General features: G+C 36.5%; 19 protein-coding genes. All 19 read left to right on the top strand.

What is annotated here, in order from left to right; translation table 11 throughout:
* The first annotated feature begins 219 nt into the window (after positions 1-219).
* Entirely contained in the window at positions 220-3,282 is a 3,063-nt protein-coding gene (locus AB674_RS16030) for a SusC/RagA family TonB-linked outer membrane protein (RefSeq protein ID WP_047778230.1), read from the top strand.
* Positions 3,283-3,299: 17 nt separating this feature from the next.
* Entirely contained in the window at positions 3,300-4,577 is a 1,278-nt protein-coding gene (locus tag AB674_RS16025; protein WP_047778228.1) for a RagB/SusD family nutrient uptake outer membrane protein, read from the top strand.
* A 69-nt stretch (positions 4,578-4,646) separates the two neighbouring features.
* Positions 4,647-5,465: an N-acetylmuramic acid 6-phosphate etherase gene (gene murQ, locus AB674_RS16020; protein WP_047778227.1), complete on the top strand. Its 819-nt coding sequence runs from the start codon at positions 4,647-4,649 to the stop codon at positions 5,463-5,465.
* A 26-nt stretch (positions 5,466-5,491) separates the two neighbouring features.
* Positions 5,492-6,997: a sodium:solute symporter gene (locus AB674_RS16015; RefSeq protein WP_047778225.1), complete on the top strand. Its 1,506-nt coding sequence runs from the start codon at positions 5,492-5,494 to the stop codon at positions 6,995-6,997.
* Between the two features lie 76 nt (positions 6,998-7,073).
* Positions 7,074-8,282 carry an anhydro-N-acetylmuramic acid kinase gene (locus tag AB674_RS16010; protein ID WP_047778309.1) on the top strand — a complete coding sequence of 403 codons (1,209 nt, stop codon included), beginning with the start codon at positions 7,074-7,076 and terminating at the stop codon, positions 8,280-8,282.
* Between the two features lie 603 nt (positions 8,283-8,885).
* Positions 8,886-10,154 carry an acyltransferase family protein gene (locus AB674_RS16005; protein ID WP_047778223.1) on the top strand — a complete coding sequence of 423 codons (1,269 nt, stop codon included), beginning with the start codon at positions 8,886-8,888 and terminating at the stop codon, positions 10,152-10,154.
* A 69-nt stretch (positions 10,155-10,223) separates the two neighbouring features.
* Entirely contained in the window at positions 10,224-11,753 is a 1,530-nt protein-coding gene (locus AB674_RS16000; protein WP_047778222.1) for a glycoside hydrolase family 10 protein, read from the top strand.
* 202 nt (positions 11,754-11,955) lie between these two features.
* Positions 11,956-13,527 (top strand): glycoside hydrolase family 10 protein, encoded by a 1,572-nt coding sequence (locus AB674_RS15995; protein ID WP_047778220.1) that lies wholly within the window; start codon positions 11,956-11,958, stop codon positions 13,525-13,527.
* On the top strand, positions 13,514-14,836 hold the full coding sequence (locus tag AB674_RS15990) for an MFS transporter (RefSeq protein WP_047778218.1): 1,323 nt from the start codon (positions 13,514-13,516) through the stop codon (positions 14,834-14,836). Before AB674_RS15995 ends, AB674_RS15990 begins: the two co-directional genes overlap by 14 nt.
* Positions 14,837-14,858: 22 nt before the next feature.
* Positions 14,859-15,200, top strand: a complete 342-nt coding sequence (locus AB674_RS15985; RefSeq protein WP_047778307.1) for a hypothetical protein — start codon at positions 14,859-14,861, stop codon at positions 15,198-15,200.
* Positions 15,201-15,225: 25 nt separating this feature from the next.
* The gene (locus AB674_RS15980; RefSeq protein ID WP_047778217.1) at positions 15,226-15,678 is read left to right on the top strand and encodes a GNAT family N-acetyltransferase; all 453 of its coding nucleotides are present in this window, start codon (positions 15,226-15,228) and stop codon (positions 15,676-15,678) included.
* Positions 15,678-17,291 carry a glycoside hydrolase family 3 protein gene (locus AB674_RS15975; RefSeq protein ID WP_047778215.1) on the top strand — a complete coding sequence of 538 codons (1,614 nt, stop codon included), beginning with the start codon at positions 15,678-15,680 and terminating at the stop codon, positions 17,289-17,291. The genes AB674_RS15980 and AB674_RS15975 overlap by 1 nt, the downstream gene beginning before the upstream one ends.
* 135 nt (positions 17,292-17,426) lie before the next feature.
* Positions 17,427-18,065: a peroxiredoxin gene (locus AB674_RS15970; protein WP_047778213.1), complete on the top strand. Its 639-nt coding sequence runs from the start codon at positions 17,427-17,429 to the stop codon at positions 18,063-18,065.
* A gap of 200 nt (positions 18,066-18,265) precedes the next feature.
* A complete protein-coding gene (locus tag AB674_RS15965) occupies positions 18,266-18,574 on the top strand; it encodes a thioredoxin family protein (protein WP_047778212.1) in 309 nt (102 codons plus the stop codon).
* A gap of 43 nt (positions 18,575-18,617) precedes the next feature.
* Complete coding sequence (locus AB674_RS15960; protein ID WP_017495510.1) at positions 18,618-18,875, top strand: DUF6952 family protein; 258 nt, start codon at positions 18,618-18,620, stop codon at positions 18,873-18,875.
* A gap of 747 nt (positions 18,876-19,622) precedes the next feature.
* A complete protein-coding gene (tpx, locus tag AB674_RS15955) occupies positions 19,623-20,120 on the top strand; it encodes a thiol peroxidase (protein WP_047778209.1) in 498 nt (165 codons plus the stop codon).
* A gap of 8 nt (positions 20,121-20,128) precedes the next feature.
* Positions 20,129-20,503, top strand: a complete 375-nt coding sequence (locus AB674_RS15950) for a diacylglycerol kinase family protein (RefSeq protein WP_047778207.1) — start codon at positions 20,129-20,131, stop codon at positions 20,501-20,503.
* Positions 20,504-20,521: 18 nt separating this feature from the next.
* On the top strand, positions 20,522-22,966 hold the full coding sequence (locus AB674_RS15945; protein WP_047778205.1) for a DNA translocase FtsK: 2,445 nt from the start codon (positions 20,522-20,524) through the stop codon (positions 22,964-22,966).
* A gap of 7 nt (positions 22,967-22,973) precedes the next feature.
* Entirely contained in the window at positions 22,974-23,666 is a 693-nt protein-coding gene (locus AB674_RS15940; RefSeq protein ID WP_047778305.1) for a LolA family protein, read from the top strand.
* Position 23,667: the final 1 nt, after the last annotated feature.

Genomic DNA, 23,667 nt, shown 5'->3' with positions numbered 1-23,667 from the left:
TCTGATTTTTTTTCAAATATAAAACTTAGTCTATTAGAATCCTCTTAAAAGAAAAGTCTCTTTTAAATCAAAAAGGGAATGTAAAGATATAAAAAAATCGTAAACAGTTTGCGTTATTATGCATTATCTTACACAAAAACAAAATTTCACGCATAAATTTGCAATTTACCAAAATAATTTATACATTTCAATCCTCTAACCAATCCAAAAAACCTTAAAATGAAAAAACTACTATTTATTTTATTTGGAGTTCTTTTGTTTGCGCAGCCACTTTTTGCACAGACAAAAACGGTAACCGGTACTATTATAAGTACAACCGACAACCTTCCTTTACCCGGCGTGACGATCCTTATTGAAGGAACTTCCAAAAGTGCAATCACCGATTTAGACGGAAAATTTAGCATTGCGGCAAACGAAAATGACAATTTGATTTTCAGTTTTATTGGCTTTGCTTCAAGAACAATTAAAGTTACCTCAGCCACTACTTCGTTAAACATCAAAATGAAAGAGGAACTCAACACACTTTCTGAAGTTGTAGTTTTAGGATCAACCGTACGTGCAACCCGAAAAGAACTTGGAAATGCCGTAACCAGTATCAAAGCAGAAGATTTAGTAAAGGCACAACCCGGAGGTTTATCTACTGCCCTACAAGGTAAAATTGCCGGAGCTCAAGTTTCTCAAAACTCGGGAGATCCTGCAGGAGGATTTAGTATCAAACTGAGAGGAACGTCTTCTATATTAGGCTCTTCAGATCCTTTATATGTTATTGATGGTGTGGTACTAAACAATGCCACAACAAACGTTACCAATCTAAATGTTACGACAGGTAACTCGAACATGCAAATTGGTCAAAACAGATCAGCAGATATTAATCCGAACGACATTCAGAGCATTGAAGTTTTAAACGGTGGTGCTGCGGCAGCCATTTATGGGTCAAGAGCGGCAAATGGAGTGGTTCTTATCACGACCAAAAAGGGAGTTGCAGGAGAAACAAGATATACTTTTTCTACCAGTTTAACTTCTAATACCATACGCAAAAAAGTAGATGTAAATCTATCTAACAAACAATTCGTAAACGCTTCTCCAGCTCTGTTCCCGATTCAAGGAAATCCGGCAAGTCCAACTACCGTAAATGTACTGAGCAGAAATTTAGAGACCAGAACGATAGACGTACAACGTTACGATTACCAAGATGATATTTTCACCACCGGAATTGGTACAGATACTTATTTCTCTGCTCAGGGTGGTGACGAAAAAACGAAATTCTTTGCTTCGTTAGGCTATCTGACAAACGAAGGAATCGTAAAAAACACTGATTTTAAAAGAGGTGGCGCCAAGATTAGATTAAAACATGACTTTAATTCTAAACTATCGGCTACAATGGGTTTAAATTATGTGAATTCGGCTTCGAATGAAAAACCGGATGGAAACGTTTTTTGGAGCCCAATAAATTCCATAAATATTACAAACAACACCTATGATATCAATCAGAGAGACAACAACGGAAACTTATTGGCTGTAGATCCAAACAGAATTAATCCCTTGTCAATTATAGAGACTTTTAAAATCAAACAAAATACAGATCGTATTATTTCTGATTTGCAATTGAACTATGTTCCTTTTAAAAACTTCAATGCCGATTTGATTTTTGGTATTGACAATTACAATCAAAGAGGAAATGTGTACATTCCGAGATATCCTTATGTAGTCAATCCTGCTTATTACAACGATGGTTATGTTTCGGAAGCTACTAACAGAGTGGTTCAGTTTAATAATGATTTGAACTTAAGATATGTTTGGAACGTTAATTCGAACTGGAAAGCAACCACTTTTGGAGGTTACAACATTCAAACTTACAGAGACAACTTCGCTGCTATTGAAGGTCGCAACTTAAAACCTTTTGTTGAATCCATTAATGCTTTTAATACCTTAATCGCAGGTTCACCAAGCGCCAGTCAGTCCAAATACAATTTATGGGGGTACTATTTACAAGAAACAGTTGGATACAAAGAAAAACTGTACCTTACTTTGGCAGGAAGACAAGATGCTTCGACTATTTTCTCTAAAGACAACAGGTCTCAGTTTTATCCAAAAGCGAGTTTGAGTTATGTCCTTTCTGACGAGCCTTTTATGCAGCACATAGACAACGTACTGAGTACTGCCCGTTTGAGAGCTTCATGGGGGAAATCGGGAAGTTTAACCGCGATCAGACCTTATGCGCGTTTTACGAACTATTCTACAGGAACACTTCTTGGTAATACCACCTTTACACTCGAAGGTTTCAAACAAGGAAACCTGGATTTGAAACCGGAAAGAAGTGCTACTTATGAAGTCGGCGGGGATTTTGGTTTCTTAAAAGATCGTCTAAATTTATCTTTTAGTTACTATAATGCCGATATCGAAGATTTGCTTTTACCGGTGCAACTGGCGGCTTCACAAGGAGCAACCAATACAATTCAGAACATTGGTCAAATGAACAATAAAGGTTTTGAATTAAATCTTAGATACGATGTTATCAAAAAAGAACATCTGACTGTTGGCGTATTCGTTAATTATAGCACGAACCGCAACAAGGTAACCGGATTACCTCAACAGCGTTTTAAACTGGACAGCAACCTTGCCGGAGCGCCTGTTTTTGTTGAAATGAACAGACCAATTGGTATTTTCTACGGCACTTATTTTGCCAGAAATCCGGACGGAAGTTTATTACTTACACCAACCGGTTATCCACAAACCGAAAAAGGAGATGTAAATACCGGAACACCACAGCGTGATCCTTCAGGACAACCAAAGGGGACAATTTTAAACAAAGAAATCGGGGATCCGAATCCGGATTATATCATTTCGTTTGGAGCGAATTTAAACTACAAAAAATTCGGTTTTTCGATTCTTTTTGATGGGGTTCAGGGAGGTGATGTATTTGATGCCGATTACAGAACCAGACAAGGTGTAGGGTCAGGAACTATTGTAGCACAAGAACTTAATGGCGAATTGCCTCGTGGGTATATCTGGTCGGTTTATAATATTGAAGAATTCAGAGTTGTTGATGGAAGCTATCTGAAACTAAGAGAAGTTTCGCTTAATTATTCGTTTGGAAAATTAAACAGCTTTTTTGATGATTTGACGGTAACTGCAAGTGGAAGAAACTTAATTTCCTGGGATAATTTTACCAGTTTTGATCCGGAAACCAACTCCGGTGGACAGTCTTCTGTAGCGAAGTACAACTTTGGTACGGTGCCAATTCCGAGCAGTTATTCAGTAGCATTGAAATTTCAATTTTAATTAAAAAAGAAAACATCATGAAAAAGATATTCATCCCTATAGTAAGTCTTGCCCTGCTTTTTACGAGTTGCAACGAAGAGTATTTAGACCCGACAAAACCATCACAAAACATGGTTTTAAGTACCCGAGACGGAATTATTGGCGCCTCAAATGGTTTGCAACAGCTTTGGACAATTGACAGAATAAGCCCTGTGTACAATACAGTAACAGGCAACGGATTCACTACATTGGAATTGCGATTACTAAATGCCGGAAATGTTGATGAAGGAGAACTTTCTATTGGTGGCGAAGTTTTATCAACCAAAAACACGGTTGTAAATAACCTTTGGTCCCAATGCCTCATCATAAACTCTGAATCGCAAAAAATACTCGACAACGTGAATGTACTGACTTCAGAAACAGAAAGAGCAAGTGTCTTGGTGCATGCTTCTATTTTTAAAGCTTTAGCACTTTCTACCTTGGTACAGTATTTTCAGAACGTTCCTTTGAGAACCGAAAAAAATGCGGCTTTCAACACCCGAACCGAAGTCTTAAATGCAGCAATTGCCTATTTAAAAGCTACAGAACCTTCCTTAGACAAAGCAACTGGTTTTGCAGGTTTAGTTAATACGATCAATTATAAAAATACCGTTTATGCGCTTTTGGCCAGAATGTATATGATGACAGGCGATAATGACAATGCTTTAAAATATGCCGGATTGGTTGACTTAAACGTAAAATCGGTTTTTGGATTTGATGTGATCAGTAACAATCCGATTGCTTTTATTTCAATTACGACTAACAATGTTTTTCAACCGGTTAATTTAACATTAGGATTACCGGCAAGTCTGACCCCTAATGCTTCAGACGAAAGATTAAACTTTTACATCAAACCGGGTTCCAATCCTACGGTGGCTACAGGATTCTTTGATACTAATACAAAAGCGATTCCGGTTTATTTACCCGGAGAAATGATGCTTCTAAAAGCGGAAGCTTACGCAAGAAAAGACAATGTACCTCAAGCCATTATCGAATTAAATAAAGTTTTGACAAAAACTACCGCAACAGATGCTTACGGAATTGGAGCCAACTTACCTCCTTATGTCGGAGCGGTTACCAAAGACGCAGTTTTGGAACAAATCTACAGAAACCGCTGTATCGAAATGTACATGTCAAGTTTAAAACTGGAAGACAGCAGAAGATTTAATCGTACGGGAGCCGGTCTTACCGGAGCCGAAAGAAATCGCAATTGGTATCCTTATCCGGATTCGGAAAAAAATAACAATACCAACACTCCTGCTGATCCGGCAATATAATACTCAAAAAGCCAAGGCATTTCAAAAGAATTCCCTTGGCTTTTATTCCCTAAATTTAATTCATTTAGTATGAAAGATAAAAACCCTGAAACAGAACGAGAATCATTATATCAAGATTTAGATCAAATGAGTGTTCTGGAACTGCTTACGAACATTAATACGGAAGATCGGAAAGTACCTCAAATTGTAGAACAACAAATTCCGAAGATTGAAAAATTGGTAAAAGCCATTGTCAAAAAAATGCAACTTGGCGGAAGATTGTTTTATATAGGCGCCGGAACTTCGGGTAGAATTGGCGTTTTAGATGCTTCTGAGTGCCCTCCTACTTTTGGTGTTCCACCCGACATGATCATTGGTATTATTGCCGGTGGTGATACCGCTATCCGAACAGCGGTTGAAAATGCGGAAGATGATGTAAATCAGGCCTGGAAAGATCTGGAAAAATATCAGATTTCGAGTTTGGACTTTATTATCGGAATTGCTGCTTCGGGAAATACTCCTTACGTATTGGGCGGTCTTAAAAAAGCAAAAGAAAACAAGGTCAAAACGGGAAGCATTTCCTGCACCAGCACGGGACTTATTGCCCGCGAAGCCGATTATCCGATTGAACTTGTTACAGGACCCGAATTCCTTACGGGCAGCACCCGAATGAAAGCCGGTACCGCTCAGAAATTAGCTCTTAATATGATCTCGACTTCGGTCATGATTAAATTAGGAAAGGTAAAAGGAAACAAAATGGTAGACATGCAATTGTCTAACGAAAAACTGGTAAAAAGAGCCGTCAAAATGATCATGGAGGAGCTAAACATCGAATATGATTTGGCTGCGACATTACTTCAAGAACACAAAAGTGTACGAGCCGTTTTATTAGCAAACAACAAAATATAACAATCTCACAAACACCCCCCTAAAAGATGTCATCAGGTACAATTCTAATTTTTATCGTAGTCTATTTTGGTCTTTTGTTTTTTATATCGCATACCATTAGCAAAAAAGGACAAGACAATGACTCTTTTTTTAAAGCGAATAAAAACTCCAAATGGTACCTAGTGGCTTTTGGAATGATCGGGACTTCGCTCTCGGGACTTACTTTTATTTCTGTTCCCGGTGAAGTTGGATCACCAAACGGAGAACAATTCAAATATTTCCAGTTTATAATGGGACAAGCCGTTGGTCTTATCATTATCGCCAAAGTATTGCTTCCGTTATACTATAGAATGAATCTAACTTCAATTTACAGTTATATCGAAAAAAGAATGGGGCCAAACAGTTACAAAACGGCAGCCTCCATTTTTTTGGTAAGTCGTACCGTTGGTTCTGCTTTGCGTTTTTATTTGGTTATCCTTGTATTGCAACGCTATGTTTTTGACCACTATCACATTCCGTTTCCGGTTACTGTTTTTTCAGGTTTAGCTTTTGTCTTTTTATACACCTACAGAAGCGGTTTAAAAACCATCATTATCACCGATACCTTGCAAACGTTCTTCTTGGTTTCCTCCGTTTTTATTACCATATATTTTGTTTTAAACAGTTTGGATTTAACAGCCTTTGAATCTATTTCCGCCATTCGAAACAGTAATTATTCCAAAACATTTTTCTTTGATGATTTCCTGACAAACAAGTATCATTTTGCCAAACAATTCTTAGGAGGATTGTTTATAATGATTGCTATGGTTGGACTTGATCAGGATTTAATGCAAAAAAACATCAGCTGTAAAAACATCGGCGAAGCACAAAAAAACATGTACACCTTTACGGTTATCTTTGTCACGATCAGCCTTCTTTTTTTAAGTTTGGGAGCCTTATTGTATATGTACGCCGACAAAAACGGCATTACAGTACCGCTGGATTTGGTAACAAACAAACCCAGAACGGATCTGCTTTTCCCTGAAATTGCGCTGAATCATCTGTCAATAGTTCCCGCTTTTGTATTTCTATTAGGAATTGTTGCAGCCACGTTTGCTACAACAGATTCTGCTTTGACGGCTTTGACTACCTCTTTTTGCGTTGACTTTTTAGGAATGGACAAATCGGAAAACATTTCAAATCCTAAAAATGTAAAACGCAGACATTTGGTTCACCTGACCTTTGCGTTTTTGTTCTTTTTGGTCATTATTGTATTGAATTCTTTTAATGACAGCTCGGTTGTAGCCTTAGTTTTTAAAGCTGCTTCTTATACTTACGGCCCGTTATTAGGTTTGTACGCCTTTGGATTATTGCAAAAAAACAGAATCGTAAACGACAAATTAGTGCCTTGGTTCTGTATCCTGGCTCCAATCTTGACGTATTTATTAAGTGAAAACTCTAAAGCCATTTTCGGTTATGTTTTTGATAATGAATTGATAATCGTAAATGCCTTAATCACTTATGTCGGACTTTATTTCACCAGTAAAAAATCAAGCGAAAAAATATACTTTTAGACCAATTAACAGCAAAATAATCTAATTTTAGTCCTTGCAAATTCAACCCAAAACAGCTTCCTTAAATTTAATTGTAATGAACAAGAACATCAGTAATCTCTACCAAATTGCACAGAAAGAAACGCGTACCATTATCGGATTAATGTCCGGAACATCTCTGGACGGGCTCGATATTGCTTTATGCGAAATTTCAGGAAGCGGAAAAGAGACGGTTGTTAAGTTGCGTGAATTTGTAACGGTAGATTATACCGAGGATATAAAAATCGAAATCCGAAAAGTCTTTGCTAAAAAAACAATTGATTTTGAACACCTGATTTTACTAAATGAATGGATCGGCATTTTACATGCTCAAATGATCAACGATTTCTTAAAAAAATGGAACATTGCTTCAAGTGCTGTCGATTTGATTGCATCACACGGACAGACGGTTTTGCATGCTCCGAAATTCCTGCACCGACAAGAAAAATTCACCAATGCCACTTTACAAATTGGCGATGGGGATCACATAGCTGTCAAAACAGGAATCATAACACTTTCTGACTTTAGACAAAAACATATAGCAGCAGGCGGAGAAGGTGCGCCATTGGCTGTCTATGGTGATTACTTTTTATTTGGGGAAAAGGGTAAAAATCGTATTATGCTCAACATGGGCGGCATTGCCAATTTTACGTACCTGCCCGCCTCTCTAAATGCTGACGAAGCTTTTGTAACCGATACCGGAACCGGAAATACTTTAATCGACCTTTTTGTAAAACACAACTATCCTGAAAAAAGTTACGACAAGGATGCCGAAATTGCCCAACAAGGAACCGTAAACCAGATCCTTTTAGATCATTTAAAAGACAACGAATTCTTCCGTCAGGAATTTCCAAAAACAATTGGCCCTGAACTTTTTGGTTATCATTATGTTGAAACGGCTTTATCGAAAAGTGGTCAAAATCAGATTACCGTGCCGGATTTACTAGCGACTTTAACTCGTTTTAGTGCCGAAACTATTGCTGAAGCTATTGAAATCTCAGTAAAAAATACGACTCATAAAATTCAGGATTTTAAAATTTATATTTCCGGCGGAGGGGCTAATAATCCGTTATTAGTGAAATGGTTGAAAGAATTATTGCCTTGTCAGTTTCATAAAAGCGATGAATTAGGAATTCCGAGTGATGCTAAAGAGGCGGTTTTGTTTGCTGTTTTGGCTAATGAGACGGTTTCGGGGAAAGCTTTCGATTTTGGGACTAAGGAAGGAATTCCTTCTGTTACTATGGGGAAAATTTCATTTCCTGATTAGGGATGGTTTGTGCGGATTCGCTATTGCTTGCAATTTTTAACACATAGAAACATAGATTTTTTTTTAATGCAAGACAGCTTAAGAAAATCATAGTTTTTATACATAATCCTATGTGATTTATTTGAAGTGAAACGATCTTTTTTTAAGCTATGCAAACTATGAGTCTATGTGTTAAAAAAAATAATCGCAGCCAGTGAGTTAACAATAAAACATCGATAAACATGATTTAACACATAGAGACATAGCTTTTTTTTTAATGCAAGACAGCTTAAGAAAATCATAGTTTTTATACATAGTCCTATGTGATTTATTTGAAGTGAAACGATCTTTTTTTAAGCTATGCAAACTATGAGTCTATGTGTTAAAAAAAATAATCGCAGCCAGTGAGTTAACAATAAAACATCGATAAACATGATTTAACACATAGAGACATAGCTTTTTTTTATGTAAGACGGCTTAAGAAAATCATAGTTTTTATAATTAGTTCTATGTGATTTATTTGAAGTGAAACGATCTTTTTTTAAGCTATGCAAACTATGAATCTATGTGTTAAAAAAAAATCACAGCCAGTGAGTAAACAATAAGCAGTAAAAAAATATTCTAATGAAAGAACGCCTAATTTCGATTGATGTATTAAGAGGACTCACTGTATTAATGATGACCATTGTCAATAATCCGGGGAGCTGGTCTACTGTTTTCCCGCCATTATTGCACGCCGAATGGAACGGTTGTACACCGACCGATCTCGTTTTTCCATTTTTTGTTTTTATAATGGGAGCAGCGATTCCGTTAGCGATTCCGACCAAGAAATTCGATGGCGAAATGTTCGAAAAAATCCTGACCCGTTCCTTACGAATCATTTGTTTGGGATTGTTTTTAAATTTTTTCAATAGTATCGAATTCTTGGGACTTACCGGAATTTCGTTGTTAGTAATCCGACTAGTGCTGACTTTTGTCGTTGGTTATGCTTTAATGGGCAATTTCTCTGCAAAAGTAAAACTGATTCTCGCTTTGGTTCTTTTTAGCTCCTTTTTGATTTTAGCTTATAGCGGTATAACTTCTTTTACCCAAGTAAGACTTCCCGGTGTACTGCAACGTATCGGAATTGTATATTTTTTTGCCACACTACTCTATTTGAAAACTTCAACGAGAACACAGTTTAGTATTATTGCTCTACTTCTTTTAGGATACTGGGCTCTTATGACACTCGTTCCCATACCCGGAATGGGTCATCCCAATCTGAACGCTGGAACCAATTTAGCAACTTGGATTGATACTCTTTTTCTCGAAAACCACATGTACATCGCTACTAAAACCTGGGATCCTGAGGGAATTTTAAGTACCCTTCCAGCCATAGCTACCGGCTTATTGGGTGTTGTAATTGGACAAACCCTAGGCAGTTCGGTGTCTCAAAATGAAAAAGCTAAAAAAATGGGCCTCATCAGTTTAATTCTAATCGTTTTAGGATTACTCTGGTCTCTTGTCTTTCCGCTTAACAAATCGTTATGGACCAGTTCTTATGTTTTATTTACTGCGGGTCTCGCTACTTTGTTCCTCACGATTTTATACTACATTATCGACATCAAAAAAATACAAAAAGGAACTAAACCTTTCCTGATGTGGGGCGTTAATCCAATGCTGGTGTTTTTTGCATCAGGTATTATTCCGCGCTCCTTGGCTATGATTCAATTTCCAAATCCAAAATTAGTAGGCGAAACAATTAATCTTCAACGTTACTTGTACGAATTCTGGATCGCACCGTTCTTTTCCAATCCTATGATGGCATCGCTTGCCGGAGCTTTGATTTATGTTTTAATCTGGCACGGTATTTTATATCTTTTTTACAAAAACAAAAGAATATTAAAAGTATAATACTAAATGAAAATTATACTTTTAATACCGTAATACTATAGTTTAATGTAGCTCCCTAAAAACAGTAAAATGAATAAGAAACAGCACCTTCTATTTTCAATTTTCTCTTTGTTGTTGTTCGCAGGAACAATGAATTCACAAGAAAAAACAAGCCACCCTAAAAACGAATTTAGAGGTGTTTGGATCGCAACCGTTGTAAACATTGACTGGCCCAAAACCAACACCGACAATGTCGAAAAGGAAAAAGCCGATTATCTTGAACTTTTAGAGACGTATAAAAAACTAAATTTTAATGCCGTAATTGTGCAAATCAGAAGTGTTGGAGATGCTTTATATCCGACCGCACTGGCTCCTTGGTCACGTTTTTTAACCGGTAAAGAAGGTGTTCCCCCAGATCCGTATTATGATGCATTGGCCTGGATGATTGAAGAAGCGCATAACAGAGGTTTTGAATTTCACGCCTGGATAAATCCCTATCGTGCTACTTTCGACTTAAACAAAGAAATTTTGAGTCCTGCTCATGACGTTTTCCAACATCCCGAATGGATGATTGAATACGGCGATAAAATCTACTACAATCCAGCATTACCGGAAGTTCAGGAGCATTTAACCAAAATCGTAAAAGAAGTGGTCGATACCTATGATATTGATGCCATTCATTTTGATGATTATTTCTACCCTTACGCCGTTCCCGGAAAAGTTTTCAACGATACCGATTCTTTTACTAAATATGGATCGGGTTTGACCTTAGATGATTGGCGTCGCAAGAATGTGAGCGATTTTATACACACGATTTCCACCACCATAAAAGCGAGCAAACCTTGGGTGCAATTCGGCATTAGTCCTTTTGGGGTTTGGCGCAATAAATCAGTCGATCCGAAAGGTTCTGATACGCAAACGACTTCAACCAATTACGATGATTTATATGCCGATCCTGTTTTATGGATGAATCAAAATTGGATCGATTATATCGCACCGCAACTGTATTGGAGTATGGACAATCCGAGAGCTTCTTATTCGAAACTAGTGCAATGGTGGGCAGAAAATTCAAACAACACCCCTATTTATATTGGCCATGCGGCTTATAAAATTAAAGTCGATGCTGATAAAAGCTGGGATATTGCTACTGAAATCCCAACTCAAATTGATTTTTTAAGAGAATTCAAAAATATAAATGGTAGCGCTTATTTCAGTGCGAAATCATTCAACGGTAAAAACTACGATGTCGTACGTCTGTTAGAAGAAAACCAATACAAATATCCTGCGCTTCCGGCCGCTGTTCCGAATTTAAAGAGAAGCATCACTGCTGTTCCAACTGTAAATAAATTTGCGAAAAACAGCGCTGCTTATACGTTTTCAATTCAATCGCCGTTGGATACTAAAGTTCGTTATATGGTAGTTTACGGAGCCAAACACCTTTCAAAAATCAATACTAATGATGCCAGCCAAATTATTGACAAAATAGCGGTTCATGTAATTAATAACGAAATCACATTTTCGATACCTGCCCAAAAAATGAAACCATATAAAGCTTGTGCTGTGACGTTTATCGATTATGCCGCAAACGAGAGTGCTCCAACCGCAATTAACTTAAAATAGCAATTAAAAATTCGTTTAATTGTTCCGTCAAATAAAAGCAGCTTTCAATTCTTGATTTTGAATTTTGTCTGTTTTTGACAAGTGCAAAAGAATATTAAAAGTATAAAAAACAACAAAAAACACTCGATAAATATCCTCTAATTATAATTTCTTATACTCACCTAAAAAAACTATTTTTGGTACCTGTTTAAAAAAGATTAAAATGCATAAAAACCAGCACTTCATATACTCTATTTTGTTTTTATTGTTCTTTGGAGGAACGATGAATTCTCAAGAAAAAACAATGCACCCCAAAAACGAATTTAGAGGAGTCTGGATTGCAACCGTTGTAAACATTGACTGGCCGAAAACAAATACGGACAATGTTGAGAAAGAAAAAGCAGATTATCTTGAAATTTTAGACACTTATAAAAAACTAAATTTCAATGCGGTAATTGTACAAATCAGAAGCGTTGGTGATGCTTTTTATCCTTCAGAACTGGCTCCTTGGTCGCGTTTTTTAACAGGTAAAGAAGGTGTTACACCAAGCCCGTATTACGATACTTTGGCCTGGATGATTGAAGAGGCGCATAAGAGAGGTTTTGAATTTCACGCCTGGCTGAATCCCTATCGTGCTACTTTCGACTTAAACAAAAAACTTTTAAGTCCGACACACGACGTGTTCAAACACCCGGAATGGATGATTGAATACGCAGGAAAAATCTATTATGACCCTGCGCTGCCTGAAGTGCAGTCCCATTTGACTAAAGTCGTGAAAGAAGTGGTTGATAAATATGATATTGATGCCATTCATTTTGATGATTATTTCTACCCGTACACCGTTCCCGGAAAAACATTTAACGATGCCGCATCGTACAAAAAATATGGCGCAGGTTTAAGTCTTAGCGATTGGCGTCGTGCCAATGTGAGCAATTTTGTGCACACCATTTCTACTACAATTAAAGAAAGCAAACCGTGGGTTCAATTCGGAATTAGTCCGTTTGGCGTTTGGCGAAACAAATCTCAAGATCCAAAAGGTTCCGATACGCAATCAACCTCTAATTATGATGATTTGTACGCTGATCCTGTTTTATGGATGGATCAAAAATGGATCGATTACATTATGCCGCAATTGTATTGGAGTATGAATAACTCGAGAGCTTCTTACTCAAAATTAGTAAAATGGTGGTCTGAAAACTCTAACAATACAGCGATTTATATTGGTCACGCTTCTTATAAAATCAGAGGTGATGCTGATAAAAGCTGGAATTTTGCCAATGAAATTCCAACTCAGATTAATTTTGCCAGAAGCTACAAAAACGTAACCGGAAGTGCCTATTTCAGCGCCAAATGGTTCACTAGTAAAAACTTTGACATCGTACGTCTATTAGAAGAAAATCAATACAAATATCCGGCACTTCCACCGGCTGTTCCGAATTTAAAACGAATTGTAATCGATATTCCGGTTGTGACTGAATTTGTAAAAGACAGCTCTTTTTATACGTTTTCTATCAAATCACCACTCAATACAAAAGTCCGTTATATGGTGCTTTACGGAGCCGATCATATTTCAAAAATCAATACGAATGATGCCACTCAAATTGTAGATAAAATAACGGTTCATGAAATTGATAATCAAATTACATTCTCTGTACTGGCTCAAAAAATGAATCAGTATAAAGCTTGTGCTGTGACATTTATTGATTATTTTGCAAACGAAAGTACCCCAACCACAATCGACTTAAAAAAGACATTTAAAATCTATTCCCCAGCTCAACCAAATGAAAACAGATAATAAACCCTGGTTTTGGATTCCACTTCTTAATTTTGCGTCCGGCTTGCCTTACGCCGTAATTATCTCTGTTTCGGTACTGATGTACAAAAACTTAGGGATCAGCAATGAAGATATTGGTCTTTATACTAGTTTATTATACTTGCCTTGGGTAATCAAACCTCTATGGAGTCCTTTTATCGACCTGCACGGAACAAAACGAAAATGGTTTTTAGCCATGCAATTTGTAATTTCACTTGCCTTTTTATTGGTTGGTTTTATCATTCCGTTGAATCACTTCTTTCTGATGAGTTTGGCTATTTTCTGGGTTGCAGCTTTTGCTTCTGCTTCGAATGATGTAGCCAGCGATGGATTCTATTTGTTGGTGCTACCAAAAGAACAACAGTCATTTTTCCTCGGAATCAGAAGTACTTTTTACAGACTCTCTATGCTAGCCGGAAACGGTTTAATCGTATTATTTGCGGGGCATCTGGAAAATAAATACGGAGACAATACGAAAGCATGGTCGTATACCATGATTGCAGTAGGTTTATTAATGGCTTTTATTACGGCATACAATTTTATTTTCACACCAAATAGTGAAGTAAATACCGTAGGAACGGCTAAAGAAGCGCACGAAAAAAGCTTCGGTTCTGTATTTGCCAGTTTCTTTAAGAAAAAACAAATCGGACTGGTATTGACCTTTATTCTCGTATTTCGTTTAGGCGAATCGCAGCTCCTCAAAATGTTAAGTCCTTTTTTATTGGATGAAAAAAAATTAGGCGGAATGGCATTGAATACCGAATCTGTTGGAATTATTTATGGAACATTAGGAATTCTTGCTTTAACAATAGGTGGAATTTTAGGTGGAATTGCCATTTCTAAACACGGCCTCACCAAATGGATGCTTCCGATGTTTCTGGCCATGCATTTACCGATACTTGGTTTTATTGGATTAGCTCATTTTCAACCCGAAGAACTTTTTCACCTGCATATAAACGCCTACTTTTTTGAAATAAACTCCCCTCTAAATCTCTATACCTGCATTACAGTTGTATTGGAACAATTTGGTTACGGCTTTGGTTTCACCGGTTTCATGATGTATCTAATTCATGTTGCTGAGGGCGAATCTAAAACTTCACATTATGCAATTGCGACCGGTTTTATGGCATTAGGAATGATGCTTCCGGGAATGCTAAGCGGTTATATACAACAATTTTTAGGCTATCAAAACTTCTTTATTTGGGTTTTTATCGCCACTATTCCAGGTCTTATTTTATCACGTTTTTTAATTTTCCCGAAAGACTTTGGGAAAAAAGCTGAAGAAGTTTAATCCCAAATCAAACATCTTACCTATGGAAACCAATGCGAATTTACAATCCGAACGCAACCTAAAAGGAGCTGAGTTCGAGAAAACAGGAAATCTTGAAAAAGCAGTTGAGTTATACGAAGAAAATGTTACGGAAGGCTTTAAAGGAAATCATCCTTACGATCGATTGGCCACGATCTACAAAAACCAAAATGACATTGAAAACGAAATTCGGATTTTAGAAAAAGCAATTATTGTTTTTGAAGAAATCACCATCGAAGACCGATTAGAAGGTTTGCCAAAACTCTTTCGATTTAAAAACCGATTAGAAAAAGCAGTACATACCAAAACGCAGCTTGCCAAACAAAAGAAAAGCAAGCTAAAGTAAGAATAAATTTCACAGTACTTATATCATGAATAGCTTAAAAAGGACCAATTCAGATGATGCTGATTTCTTAAAACTGGTCGTTTTATTAGATCAGGATTTAAAAATAAGAGATGGAGAAGACCATGCTTTTTACAATCAATTTAATAAAACCGATACCATAAAACATGCTATCGTTTATTATGAAAATGGTATTGCCGTAGCTTGTGGCGCTTTTAGAGAAAAAACCAATGATACCGTCGAAATCAAACGCATGTATGTGCATTTTGAACATCGAAAAAAAGGTATTGCTTCTATCATTTTAAAAGAATTGGAGACTTGGGCTGCCGAAGTACAATACAAGTACACCATTCTGGAAACAGGCAAAAATCAACCTGAAGCAATTGCCTTATATCAAAAACAAAAATATACGACAACTCCAAATTATCCGCCTTACGAGGAAATGGATAATAGTGTTTGTATGAAAAAGACTTTATACTAATGAAAATGACAGCTGAAGCCTTAAAACAAAAAGTGGGACAATTCTTTTTTCCTGCCGTTTTTATAAACGATACCGAAGAAAACATTCAGGAAACAGAACGTTTGATAAAAGAACACAACATTGGAGGACTGACTTTTTTTCATAGTCGTGCCAGTGCTGCAACGAATTATGAAAGCAAGAAAAAAGTTGTTTTTAACGACGACAGCTACGAAAAAATTAAAGCCTTAATTGCACGTTACCAAAAATGCGCTCCTACTCCACTTTTAATCAGTATTGATGCCGAATGGGGTTTGGCCATGCGTATCGAAAAAACACCACAATATCCCTACGCAATTACGTTAGGTGCTTTGCCTGAAAACAAATCAGAGCTGGTTTACGAAGTTGGAAGACAAATTGGGTTAGACCTTAAAGCTGCCGGAATTCATTATAACTTATCGCCTTTGGCAGACATCAACAACAATCCGAATAATCCGGTCATTGGCTACCGCTCTTTTGGTGAAAACAAAGAAAAAGTGGCCCATTTTGCGCTGGAATATTTAAGAGGAATGTCGGATGTCGGGATTTTAGGTTGCCTGAAACACTTCCCGGGACACGGAAATACTAATGTAGATTCGCATTTAGGATTGCCGGTTTTAAAGGAGAGTTTAGAAGAATTACTGGAAAACGAATTATACCCTTTCATCAAAGGAATCGAAAACAATGTCGACTCCATCATGATTGGACATCTGGCTGTTCCGAGTTTAAATGACGGAAAAGATACTTCAGCCACTTTATCAAAACCTATTATCGAAACGCTTTTGCGCGATCGATTGGGTTACGACGGATTAGTCATTTCGGATGCCTTAAATATGCACAGTGTTTCAAAACTATACGAAACAAAAGGCGAACTGGAATGGGAAGCTTTTAACGCCGGAAACGATGTTTTGTGTTTTGCTGAAAATGTGCCCGAAGGAATTCAGGAAATCTTAAAAAAAGCTAGTCCGGAACGCATCGAAGAAAGTTATAACCGAATCTTGAAATGCAAAGAGAAGGTTGGAATCTTATCTGAAAAAGAATTTGCTCACGGTGAATTAGATTTCGAAAAAGCAGCTGTTTTGAATACCAAAATTGCAGCAAATTGCCTGACCAAAATCATCGACACTTCGAATACGGAACAGGCTTTCGAAGCACATAAAAACAACCAATTAGCTAAATTGAGTTTGTATAAAAATACAGAAAATAGCTTTTTTAAAACCCTAAATTCAAAATTAGCTTCTCCCGAATTTGCTTTTGAAAATTCAGAAGATTCTAATACCGCTTCGATTAAAAAAGAACTGGAAGGTTTTGAAACCATACTTATTTCTTTATTTGTTCCGAAAGCAAAACCGATGAACAATTTCGAAATAAATGACGAAGTAATCGTTTTACTTTCCGATTTGCTTCAAACCAAAAAATGTATTCTTTACGTTTTCGGTAATCCGTATGTTTTGCCTGTAATTCCTAATCTTTCGAAAGCTTCAGGACTTGTTCAGGCGTATCAGGATTTTGAAGAATTTCAAAAAATCGCAGGATTGCAAATTCTTGAAAACGGAGCTTGCAATGGAACCTTACCTGTAAATATTGACATTCAATAACTTACAAAGAACCCAATACAAACAATAACAAAAACCTATCACTTAATAAATATTAATAATTACATCTTATTGCAAACACCCTTACTTATACCCTACTTTTGCACCGAAATAAATTTTTAATTTAAAACGAAAAATATGTCTTTAGTAGGAAAGAAATTCCCAAGTATTGCAGTAGATGCTATCTCAGAAATGGGTGATAATTTAAAAATCAACATTTTTGAAGAAGCAGTAAACAACAACAAAAAAGTACTTTTGTTTTGGTACCCAAAAGATTTCACTTTTGTATGTCCAACTGAATTACACGCTTTTCAAGCTGCTTTACCAGAATTTGAAAAAAGAAATACTATCGTAATTGGAGCTTCATGTGATACAAACGAAGTACACTTTGCTTGGTTAAACACTCCAAAAAACAACGGTGGAATCGAAGGTGTAACTTACCCAATCTTAGCTGATACAAACCGTAACTTATCTAACATTTTAGGTATTTTAGATATCGATGCTACAGAATACAGCGAAGAAACTGATTCAGTAATCATCGAAGGTTCAAACGTAACTTTCAGAGCTACTTACCTAATTGACGAAACTGGAAAAATCTTCCACGAAAGCGTTAACGATATGCCATTAGGACGTAACGTAAACGAATATTTACGTATGGTTGACGCTTATACTCACATTCAAGTTAAAGGTGAAGTTTGTCCTGCAAACTGGGAAGCCGGAAAAGAAGCTATGAGTGCTGACAGACTTAGTACTGCTGAATACTTAAGCGCAAACTAAGAATACTAAATTCCAAATTTTTTAAATTCCAAATTCCAATGAATATAAATCAGTTTTATAGCAAATTGGAATTTGGGTTTTAAATCCACAGATTTCCCTTCACAAAAATTCAATAACAATTTCAATAATCAAAATTTCAAAATTCCCACCAAAAAGTTTGGAATTTGGAATTTAAAATATTGGAATTTAAATCAAACAATATGTTAATCGACTTAAACGAAGATACGTTAGCAGATTTAGTTGCTAAAAACGAAAAGGTAGTAGTACAATATTCAGCATCATGGTGTGGAAACTGCCGTATTATGAAACCAAAATTCAAAAAATTAGCAACAGAAAATGACGCTATCACTTTTGTTTTGGTTGATGCTGAGAATTCTCCGGAATCCAGAAAATTGGCTAATGTGAGCAACTTACCAACCTTTGCTACTTTTGTAAACGGTAAATTGGTAAACGAAACACAAACCAACAAACAAGAAGTTTTAATCGAATTAGTGAACGAAATTGTTTAATTGATTTAACAAACAATCGATTTAACGAATAAACAGACAAAACATGAAATTACCCGTAATAAAACAATTAACGCAGTTTATAGAAGAAAATGATCAGGATTACATCATCGAAACGATTGAAGTTCTTGAGGCCATGACCGAAATTCCATCTCTAAAAGATGAAGAATTAGATGTAATTGGTGAACTAATTTCTAACATGTATGGTGCGTTAGAAGTACATAAAATGGTAGTTCAGGGAACAGATAAAAAAGAAGCTCTAAACGCGTTTATGAAACGTGTCCTGGGTTCTATCGACAAATAGTCGGCCTCTCTCAAAAAAAACAAAAAAACATGACTTAAAAGTGCTTTCTTAATTTAGGGAGCACTTTTTTTTTATGCACTTTTTTTTAGTAATCAGTCTCAGTAGTCAGTCTCAGTTTAGTCCTCGTCTACAATCTTAACCTAATAACATTGTTTTGCAATTAATTCACAACCGATGTCTCCTTAATCGGAGTCGAAGGGGTTTATCGCTTAAAGGGTCTTCGACTTCGCTCAGACTGACACACAAAAAATCTAAAACACCATCATTGTCCCCCTGAGCGGAGTCGAAGGGCTTTATCACTTAAAAGGTCTTCGACTTCGCTCAGACTGACACACAAAAAAATCTAAAACACTATCATTGTCCCCCTGAGCGGAGTCGAAGGGCTTTATCACTTAAAAGGTCTTCGACTTCGCTCAGACTGACACACAAAAAATCTAAAACACCATCATTGTCCTCCTGAGCGAAGTCGAGGGGCTTTATCACTTAAAAGGTCTTCGACTTCGCTCAGACTGACACCCAAAAAATCTAAAACACTATCATTGTCCCCCTGAGCGGAGTCGAAGGGCTTTATCACTTAAAAGGTCTTCGACTTCGCTCAGACTGACATTCCGAAAAACTAAAATCTCCCGTTTGTCCCCCTGAGCGAAGTCGAAGGGCTCATTTTATTGTTCCCACAACCCATAACAAATACTTTTACATTCAAATATTAATCCTTACTTTTGAACCTCATTAATTTAAACAAAAATCATGGCTTCAATAACATTAGGAGGAAATCCGGTTCATACTTCAGGCGAATTACCAGCAGTTGGTTCACAACTAGCTGATTTTAAATTAGTACAAAACGATTTATCAGTAGCTTCTTTGAGCACTTTTGCTGGTAAAAAATTGGTTTTAAATATTTTTCCTAGTGTAGATACAGGAACTTGTGCGACTTCTGTTAGAAAATTCAACGAAAGCGCCAGTACTTTAGAGAATACTACCGTTTTGTGTATTTCAAGAGATTTACCATTTGCTCAAAAACGTTTTTGTGGTGCTGAAGGATTAGAAAATGTAGTTAACTTATCTGATTTTCAAGCAGGTGATTTTGGTAAAAGCAATGGTTTAGAAATCGTTGACGGACCACTAGCCGGTTTACACTCAAGAGCCATTATCGTTGTAGATGCTGATGGAAAAATTACGCATACAGAACAGGTTGCTGAAATTGCAAACGAACCAAATTACGAAGCCGCTTTAGCAGCACTATAAATCACAGAATGGAATTCCAAAAAGACAATACATTTGTTAAAGGCCGACTTAAAAGCGTAACTTACGCTTTTAAAGGCGCCTTAAAATTAATCACTACCGAACACAGTGTTATGGTACAATTTTCATTAGGAATACTAATGACTATTGCCGGTTTTTATTTTCATATTTCTCATGAAGAATGGCTTTTTCAGACCTTAGCAATTGGTCTTGTATTAAGCGTAGAAGGTTTAAACACTGCTGTAGAAAAAGTAGCTGATTTTATTCACCCAAATTACCACGAAAGAATCGGTTTTATTAAAGATATTGCTGCCGGAGCGGTATTTTTTGCCGCAATGACAGCGATCGCAATAGGACTGATCATTTACATCCCAAAATTCATATAGGCAACAGGAAACGCAAGAATGGCAAGAACAACAAAAAAAGAAACTTTAGATAAAAAAAACGAGCCAAAGGCTGAGACTTCAAGACACTGGAGACCAAACAAACAACAACGGTTTGTTATAGGCTGCCTTCTGGTCTTGTTTTCTATTGCATTACTAGTTGCATTTATTTCCTTTTATATTAATGGACAATCGGACCAAAGTGCCGTTAGTGAACTCGGCGACCGCTCTGAGGTAGTGCAAAACTGGCTGGGGAAATTTGGAGCCTTTTTATCCGACATCATCGTTTACAAAGGATTTGGATTAGCCGCTTTTATTTTTGTACGACTCTTTTTCCTTACCGGAATGTTTTTAGCTTTGGAATTATCTCTCAAAAAACTAAAAAACATTTGGTTCTGGGATTTGTTTGCCATCATTATTGTTTCTGTTTTATTTGGATTCTTTGCTACTTCTGCACCCGAATTGGGCGGAACTATTGGTTATGAGTTGAATTTATTTTCACAAGATTATATCGGAAAAACAGGTACTTTACTCGCCTTGCTTTTTGGATTAATCATATACTTGATTTTCAAAATAAAACTGTCTCCGGAAAAAATTCAGTCTTATTTTGATTCTACAAAAAATGAAATCAAATCTGAATTAAATGCTCTTAAAACTCAGCCTAAAACGGAAAACGCCTACAATCTGGAGGAATTTGCTGTTGAAGAACCTGATGAAGAGTTAGATAACATTCATTTAAAAACAAATGAATCTCAATTTGAAATTAACAAAGAAGCATTAAAACCAACCATTTCAAATTCTTCTGAAATTGATTTGAACCCGGTTGTGAAACCGCTTCAAATGAACATCAACCCAACAACAGAAACACCGGTACATGCCGAAGAATTTGTTATTGAAACTCCTGAAGAAGAAGACATCATCGAAGAAAATCTGGCTTCCCGTCTGGTAGCTGATTTTGGTTTATTTGACCCTACTTTAGATTTGTCGAATTATAAATTCCCAACTATCGATTTATTAAAAGAATATTCGACAGGCGGAATTACCATTAATCAGGAAGAATTAGAAGAAAATAAAAACAAAATTGTAGACACCCTTCGTAACTACAAAATTGAAATCGCTCAGATCAAAGCAACGGTTGGTCCATCGGTAACTTTATACGAAATTGTGCCGGAGGCCGGAATCAGAATCTCTAAAATCAAAAGTTTAGAAGACGATATTGCCTTGTCTCTGTCTGCATTAGGAATCCGTATTATTGCACCAATTCCAGGAAAAGGAACTATCGGTATTGAGGTTCCGAACAAAAACCCTACAACTGTATCAATGAAAAGTGTAATTGGTTCTGCTAAATTTCAGGAAGCTGAAATGGAACTGCCAATTGCTTTAGGAAAAACCATTTCTAACGAAACTTTTGTTGTCGATTTAGCTAAAATGCCTCACTTATTGATGGCAGGAGCTACAGGACAAGGGAAATCGGTTGGACTGAATGCGGTATTGACTTCTCTTTTATACAAAAAACATCCGGCTGAAGTAAAATTTGTTTTGGTCGATCCGAAAAAAGTAGAACTTACTTTATTCAATAAAATCGAAAGACATTATTTAGCCAAACTTCCTGATACCGAAGACGCTATTATCACTGACAATGCAAAAGTAGTCAACACTTTAAACTCTCTTTGTGTTGAAATGGACAATCGTTATTCGTTATTAAAAGATGCGATGGTTCGTAATATTAAGGAATACAACGATAAATTTAAAGCCCGAAAATTAAATCCGGAAGCAGGACACCGCTTTTTACCGTACATCGTTTTGGTGGTGGATGAGTTTGCCGATTTGATTATGACTGCCGGAAAAGAAGTCGAAATTCCGATTGCGCGTTTGGCACAGCTGGCACGTGCTATTGGTATTCACTTAATTATCGCCACACAAAGACCATCTGTTAACGTAATTACAGGTTTAATTAAAGCCAACTTCCCTGCGAGAATCGCTTTTAGAGTAACTTCTAAAATTGACTCGAGAACAATTCTTGACACTCAGGGAGCAGATCAATTAATTGGACGAGGGGATTTATTGTATACTAACGGGAATGATGTGGTACGTGTTCAATGTGCTTTCATCGACACTCCGGAGGTTGAAAAAATCACTGATTTTATCGGTGGACAAAAAGCATATGCCACTGCTTATTTACTTCCTGAGTTCATTGGGGAAGAAAATGGCATTAATCTTGATATGGATATCTCCGAAAGAGACACTTTATTCAGAGAAGCTGCTGAGATTATTGTCAATGCTCAGCAAGGTTCCGCTTCCTTATTGCAAAGAAAACTAAAACTAGGTTACAACAGGGCGGGTCGTTTAATCGACCAGCTGGAAGCAGCCGGTATTGTTGGACCTTTTGAAGGCAGTAAAGCACGAAGCGTAAACATCTCAGATTTAAGTGCTCTTGATCAATTTTTTAATAATGAACAAAATTAACCCCATCATGAAAACTAAAATTCAGGAAATCCACAACAACTCTATCAAAAGCACGACTAAAAAGTATTTTCAAATGGCATTTATATTGCTTTTGAGCTTCACTTCTATGCAGGCTCAGGATAAAAAAGCCAAAGATTTATTGAATCAGGTGACGGCTAAAATAAAAAGCTACAACAATATTGCTATTGATTTTAAATATTCTTTGAACAACGCAAAAGAAAACATCAATCAGGACAGTAAAGGAAATGTAATCATGAAAGGCAATCAATATGTATTAAATTTCATGGGTGTTACTAAAATCTTTGACGGGCAAAAAACGTATACTATTGTTCCGGAAGACGAAGAAGTGACCATTTCTAAAGTAAACGAAAAAGACGATAATGCAATTACACCGTCAAAAATGCTTACTTTCTTTAATTCAGGTTATAAATACAACATGGATATTGTTCAGAATGTTAAAGGCAGAAAAATTCAATACGTAAAATTAGCTCCTACAAGTTCAAAAGATCAAAGAAAAGAGATTCTTTTAGGGATTGATGTGCAAACAAAACACATCTACAATTTAATTGAAACCGGAAAAAATGGAACAAAAACCACTTTGACCGTTAATTCTTTTAAAACCAACCAGCCTTTATCAAAAAATCAATTTACATTTGTAGCGAGCAAATATCCAAAATACTACATCAACAAATTAGACTAAT

Origin of the sequence: Flavobacterium sp. ABG (assembly GCF_001027725.1) — a bacterium.
Classification (GTDB): Bacteria; Bacteroidota; Bacteroidia; order Flavobacteriales; family Flavobacteriaceae; genus Flavobacterium; species Flavobacterium cupriresistens.
The sequence above is the reverse complement of the archived record's forward strand: the minus strand, read 5'-3'. Positions and strand labels throughout refer to the sequence as shown.

Bases quoted from the DNA above. Each gene is read 5' to 3' on its own strand.
- AB674_RS16030 (WP_047778230.1), top strand. From the start codon at position 220: ATGAAAAAACTACTATTTATTTTATTTGGAGTTCTTTTGTTTGCGCAG.
- AB674_RS16025 (WP_047778228.1), top strand. From the start codon at position 3,300: ATGAAAAAGATATTCATCCCTATAGTAAGTCTTGCCCTGCTTTTTACG.
- murQ (WP_047778227.1), top strand. From the start codon at position 4,647: ATGAAAGATAAAAACCCTGAAACAGAACGAGAATCATTATATCAAGAT.
- AB674_RS16015 (WP_047778225.1), top strand. From the start codon at position 5,492: ATGTCATCAGGTACAATTCTAATTTTTATCGTAGTCTATTTTGGTCTT.
- AB674_RS16010 (WP_047778309.1), top strand. From the start codon at position 7,074: ATGAACAAGAACATCAGTAATCTCTACCAAATTGCACAGAAAGAAACG.
- AB674_RS16005 (WP_047778223.1), top strand. From the start codon at position 8,886: ATGAAAGAACGCCTAATTTCGATTGATGTATTAAGAGGACTCACTGTA.
- AB674_RS16000 (WP_047778222.1), top strand. From the start codon at position 10,224: ATGAATAAGAAACAGCACCTTCTATTTTCAATTTTCTCTTTGTTGTTG.
- AB674_RS15995 (WP_047778220.1), top strand. From the start codon at position 11,956: ATGCATAAAAACCAGCACTTCATATACTCTATTTTGTTTTTATTGTTC.
- AB674_RS15990 (WP_047778218.1), top strand. From the start codon at position 13,514: ATGAAAACAGATAATAAACCCTGGTTTTGGATTCCACTTCTTAATTTT.
- AB674_RS15985 (WP_047778307.1), top strand. From the start codon at position 14,859: ATGGAAACCAATGCGAATTTACAATCCGAACGCAACCTAAAAGGAGCT.
- AB674_RS15980 (WP_047778217.1), top strand. From the start codon at position 15,226: ATGAATAGCTTAAAAAGGACCAATTCAGATGATGCTGATTTCTTAAAA.
- AB674_RS15975 (WP_047778215.1), top strand. From the start codon at position 15,678: ATGAAAATGACAGCTGAAGCCTTAAAACAAAAAGTGGGACAATTCTTT.
- AB674_RS15970 (WP_047778213.1), top strand. From the start codon at position 17,427: ATGTCTTTAGTAGGAAAGAAATTCCCAAGTATTGCAGTAGATGCTATC.
- AB674_RS15965 (WP_047778212.1), top strand. From the start codon at position 18,266: ATGTTAATCGACTTAAACGAAGATACGTTAGCAGATTTAGTTGCTAAA.
- AB674_RS15960 (WP_017495510.1), top strand. From the start codon at position 18,618: ATGAAATTACCCGTAATAAAACAATTAACGCAGTTTATAGAAGAAAAT.
- tpx (WP_047778209.1), top strand. From the start codon at position 19,623: ATGGCTTCAATAACATTAGGAGGAAATCCGGTTCATACTTCAGGCGAA.
- AB674_RS15950 (WP_047778207.1), top strand. From the start codon at position 20,129: ATGGAATTCCAAAAAGACAATACATTTGTTAAAGGCCGACTTAAAAGC.
- AB674_RS15945 (WP_047778205.1), top strand. From the start codon at position 20,522: ATGGCAAGAACAACAAAAAAAGAAACTTTAGATAAAAAAAACGAGCCA.
- AB674_RS15940 (WP_047778305.1), top strand. From the start codon at position 22,974: ATGAAAACTAAAATTCAGGAAATCCACAACAACTCTATCAAAAGCACG.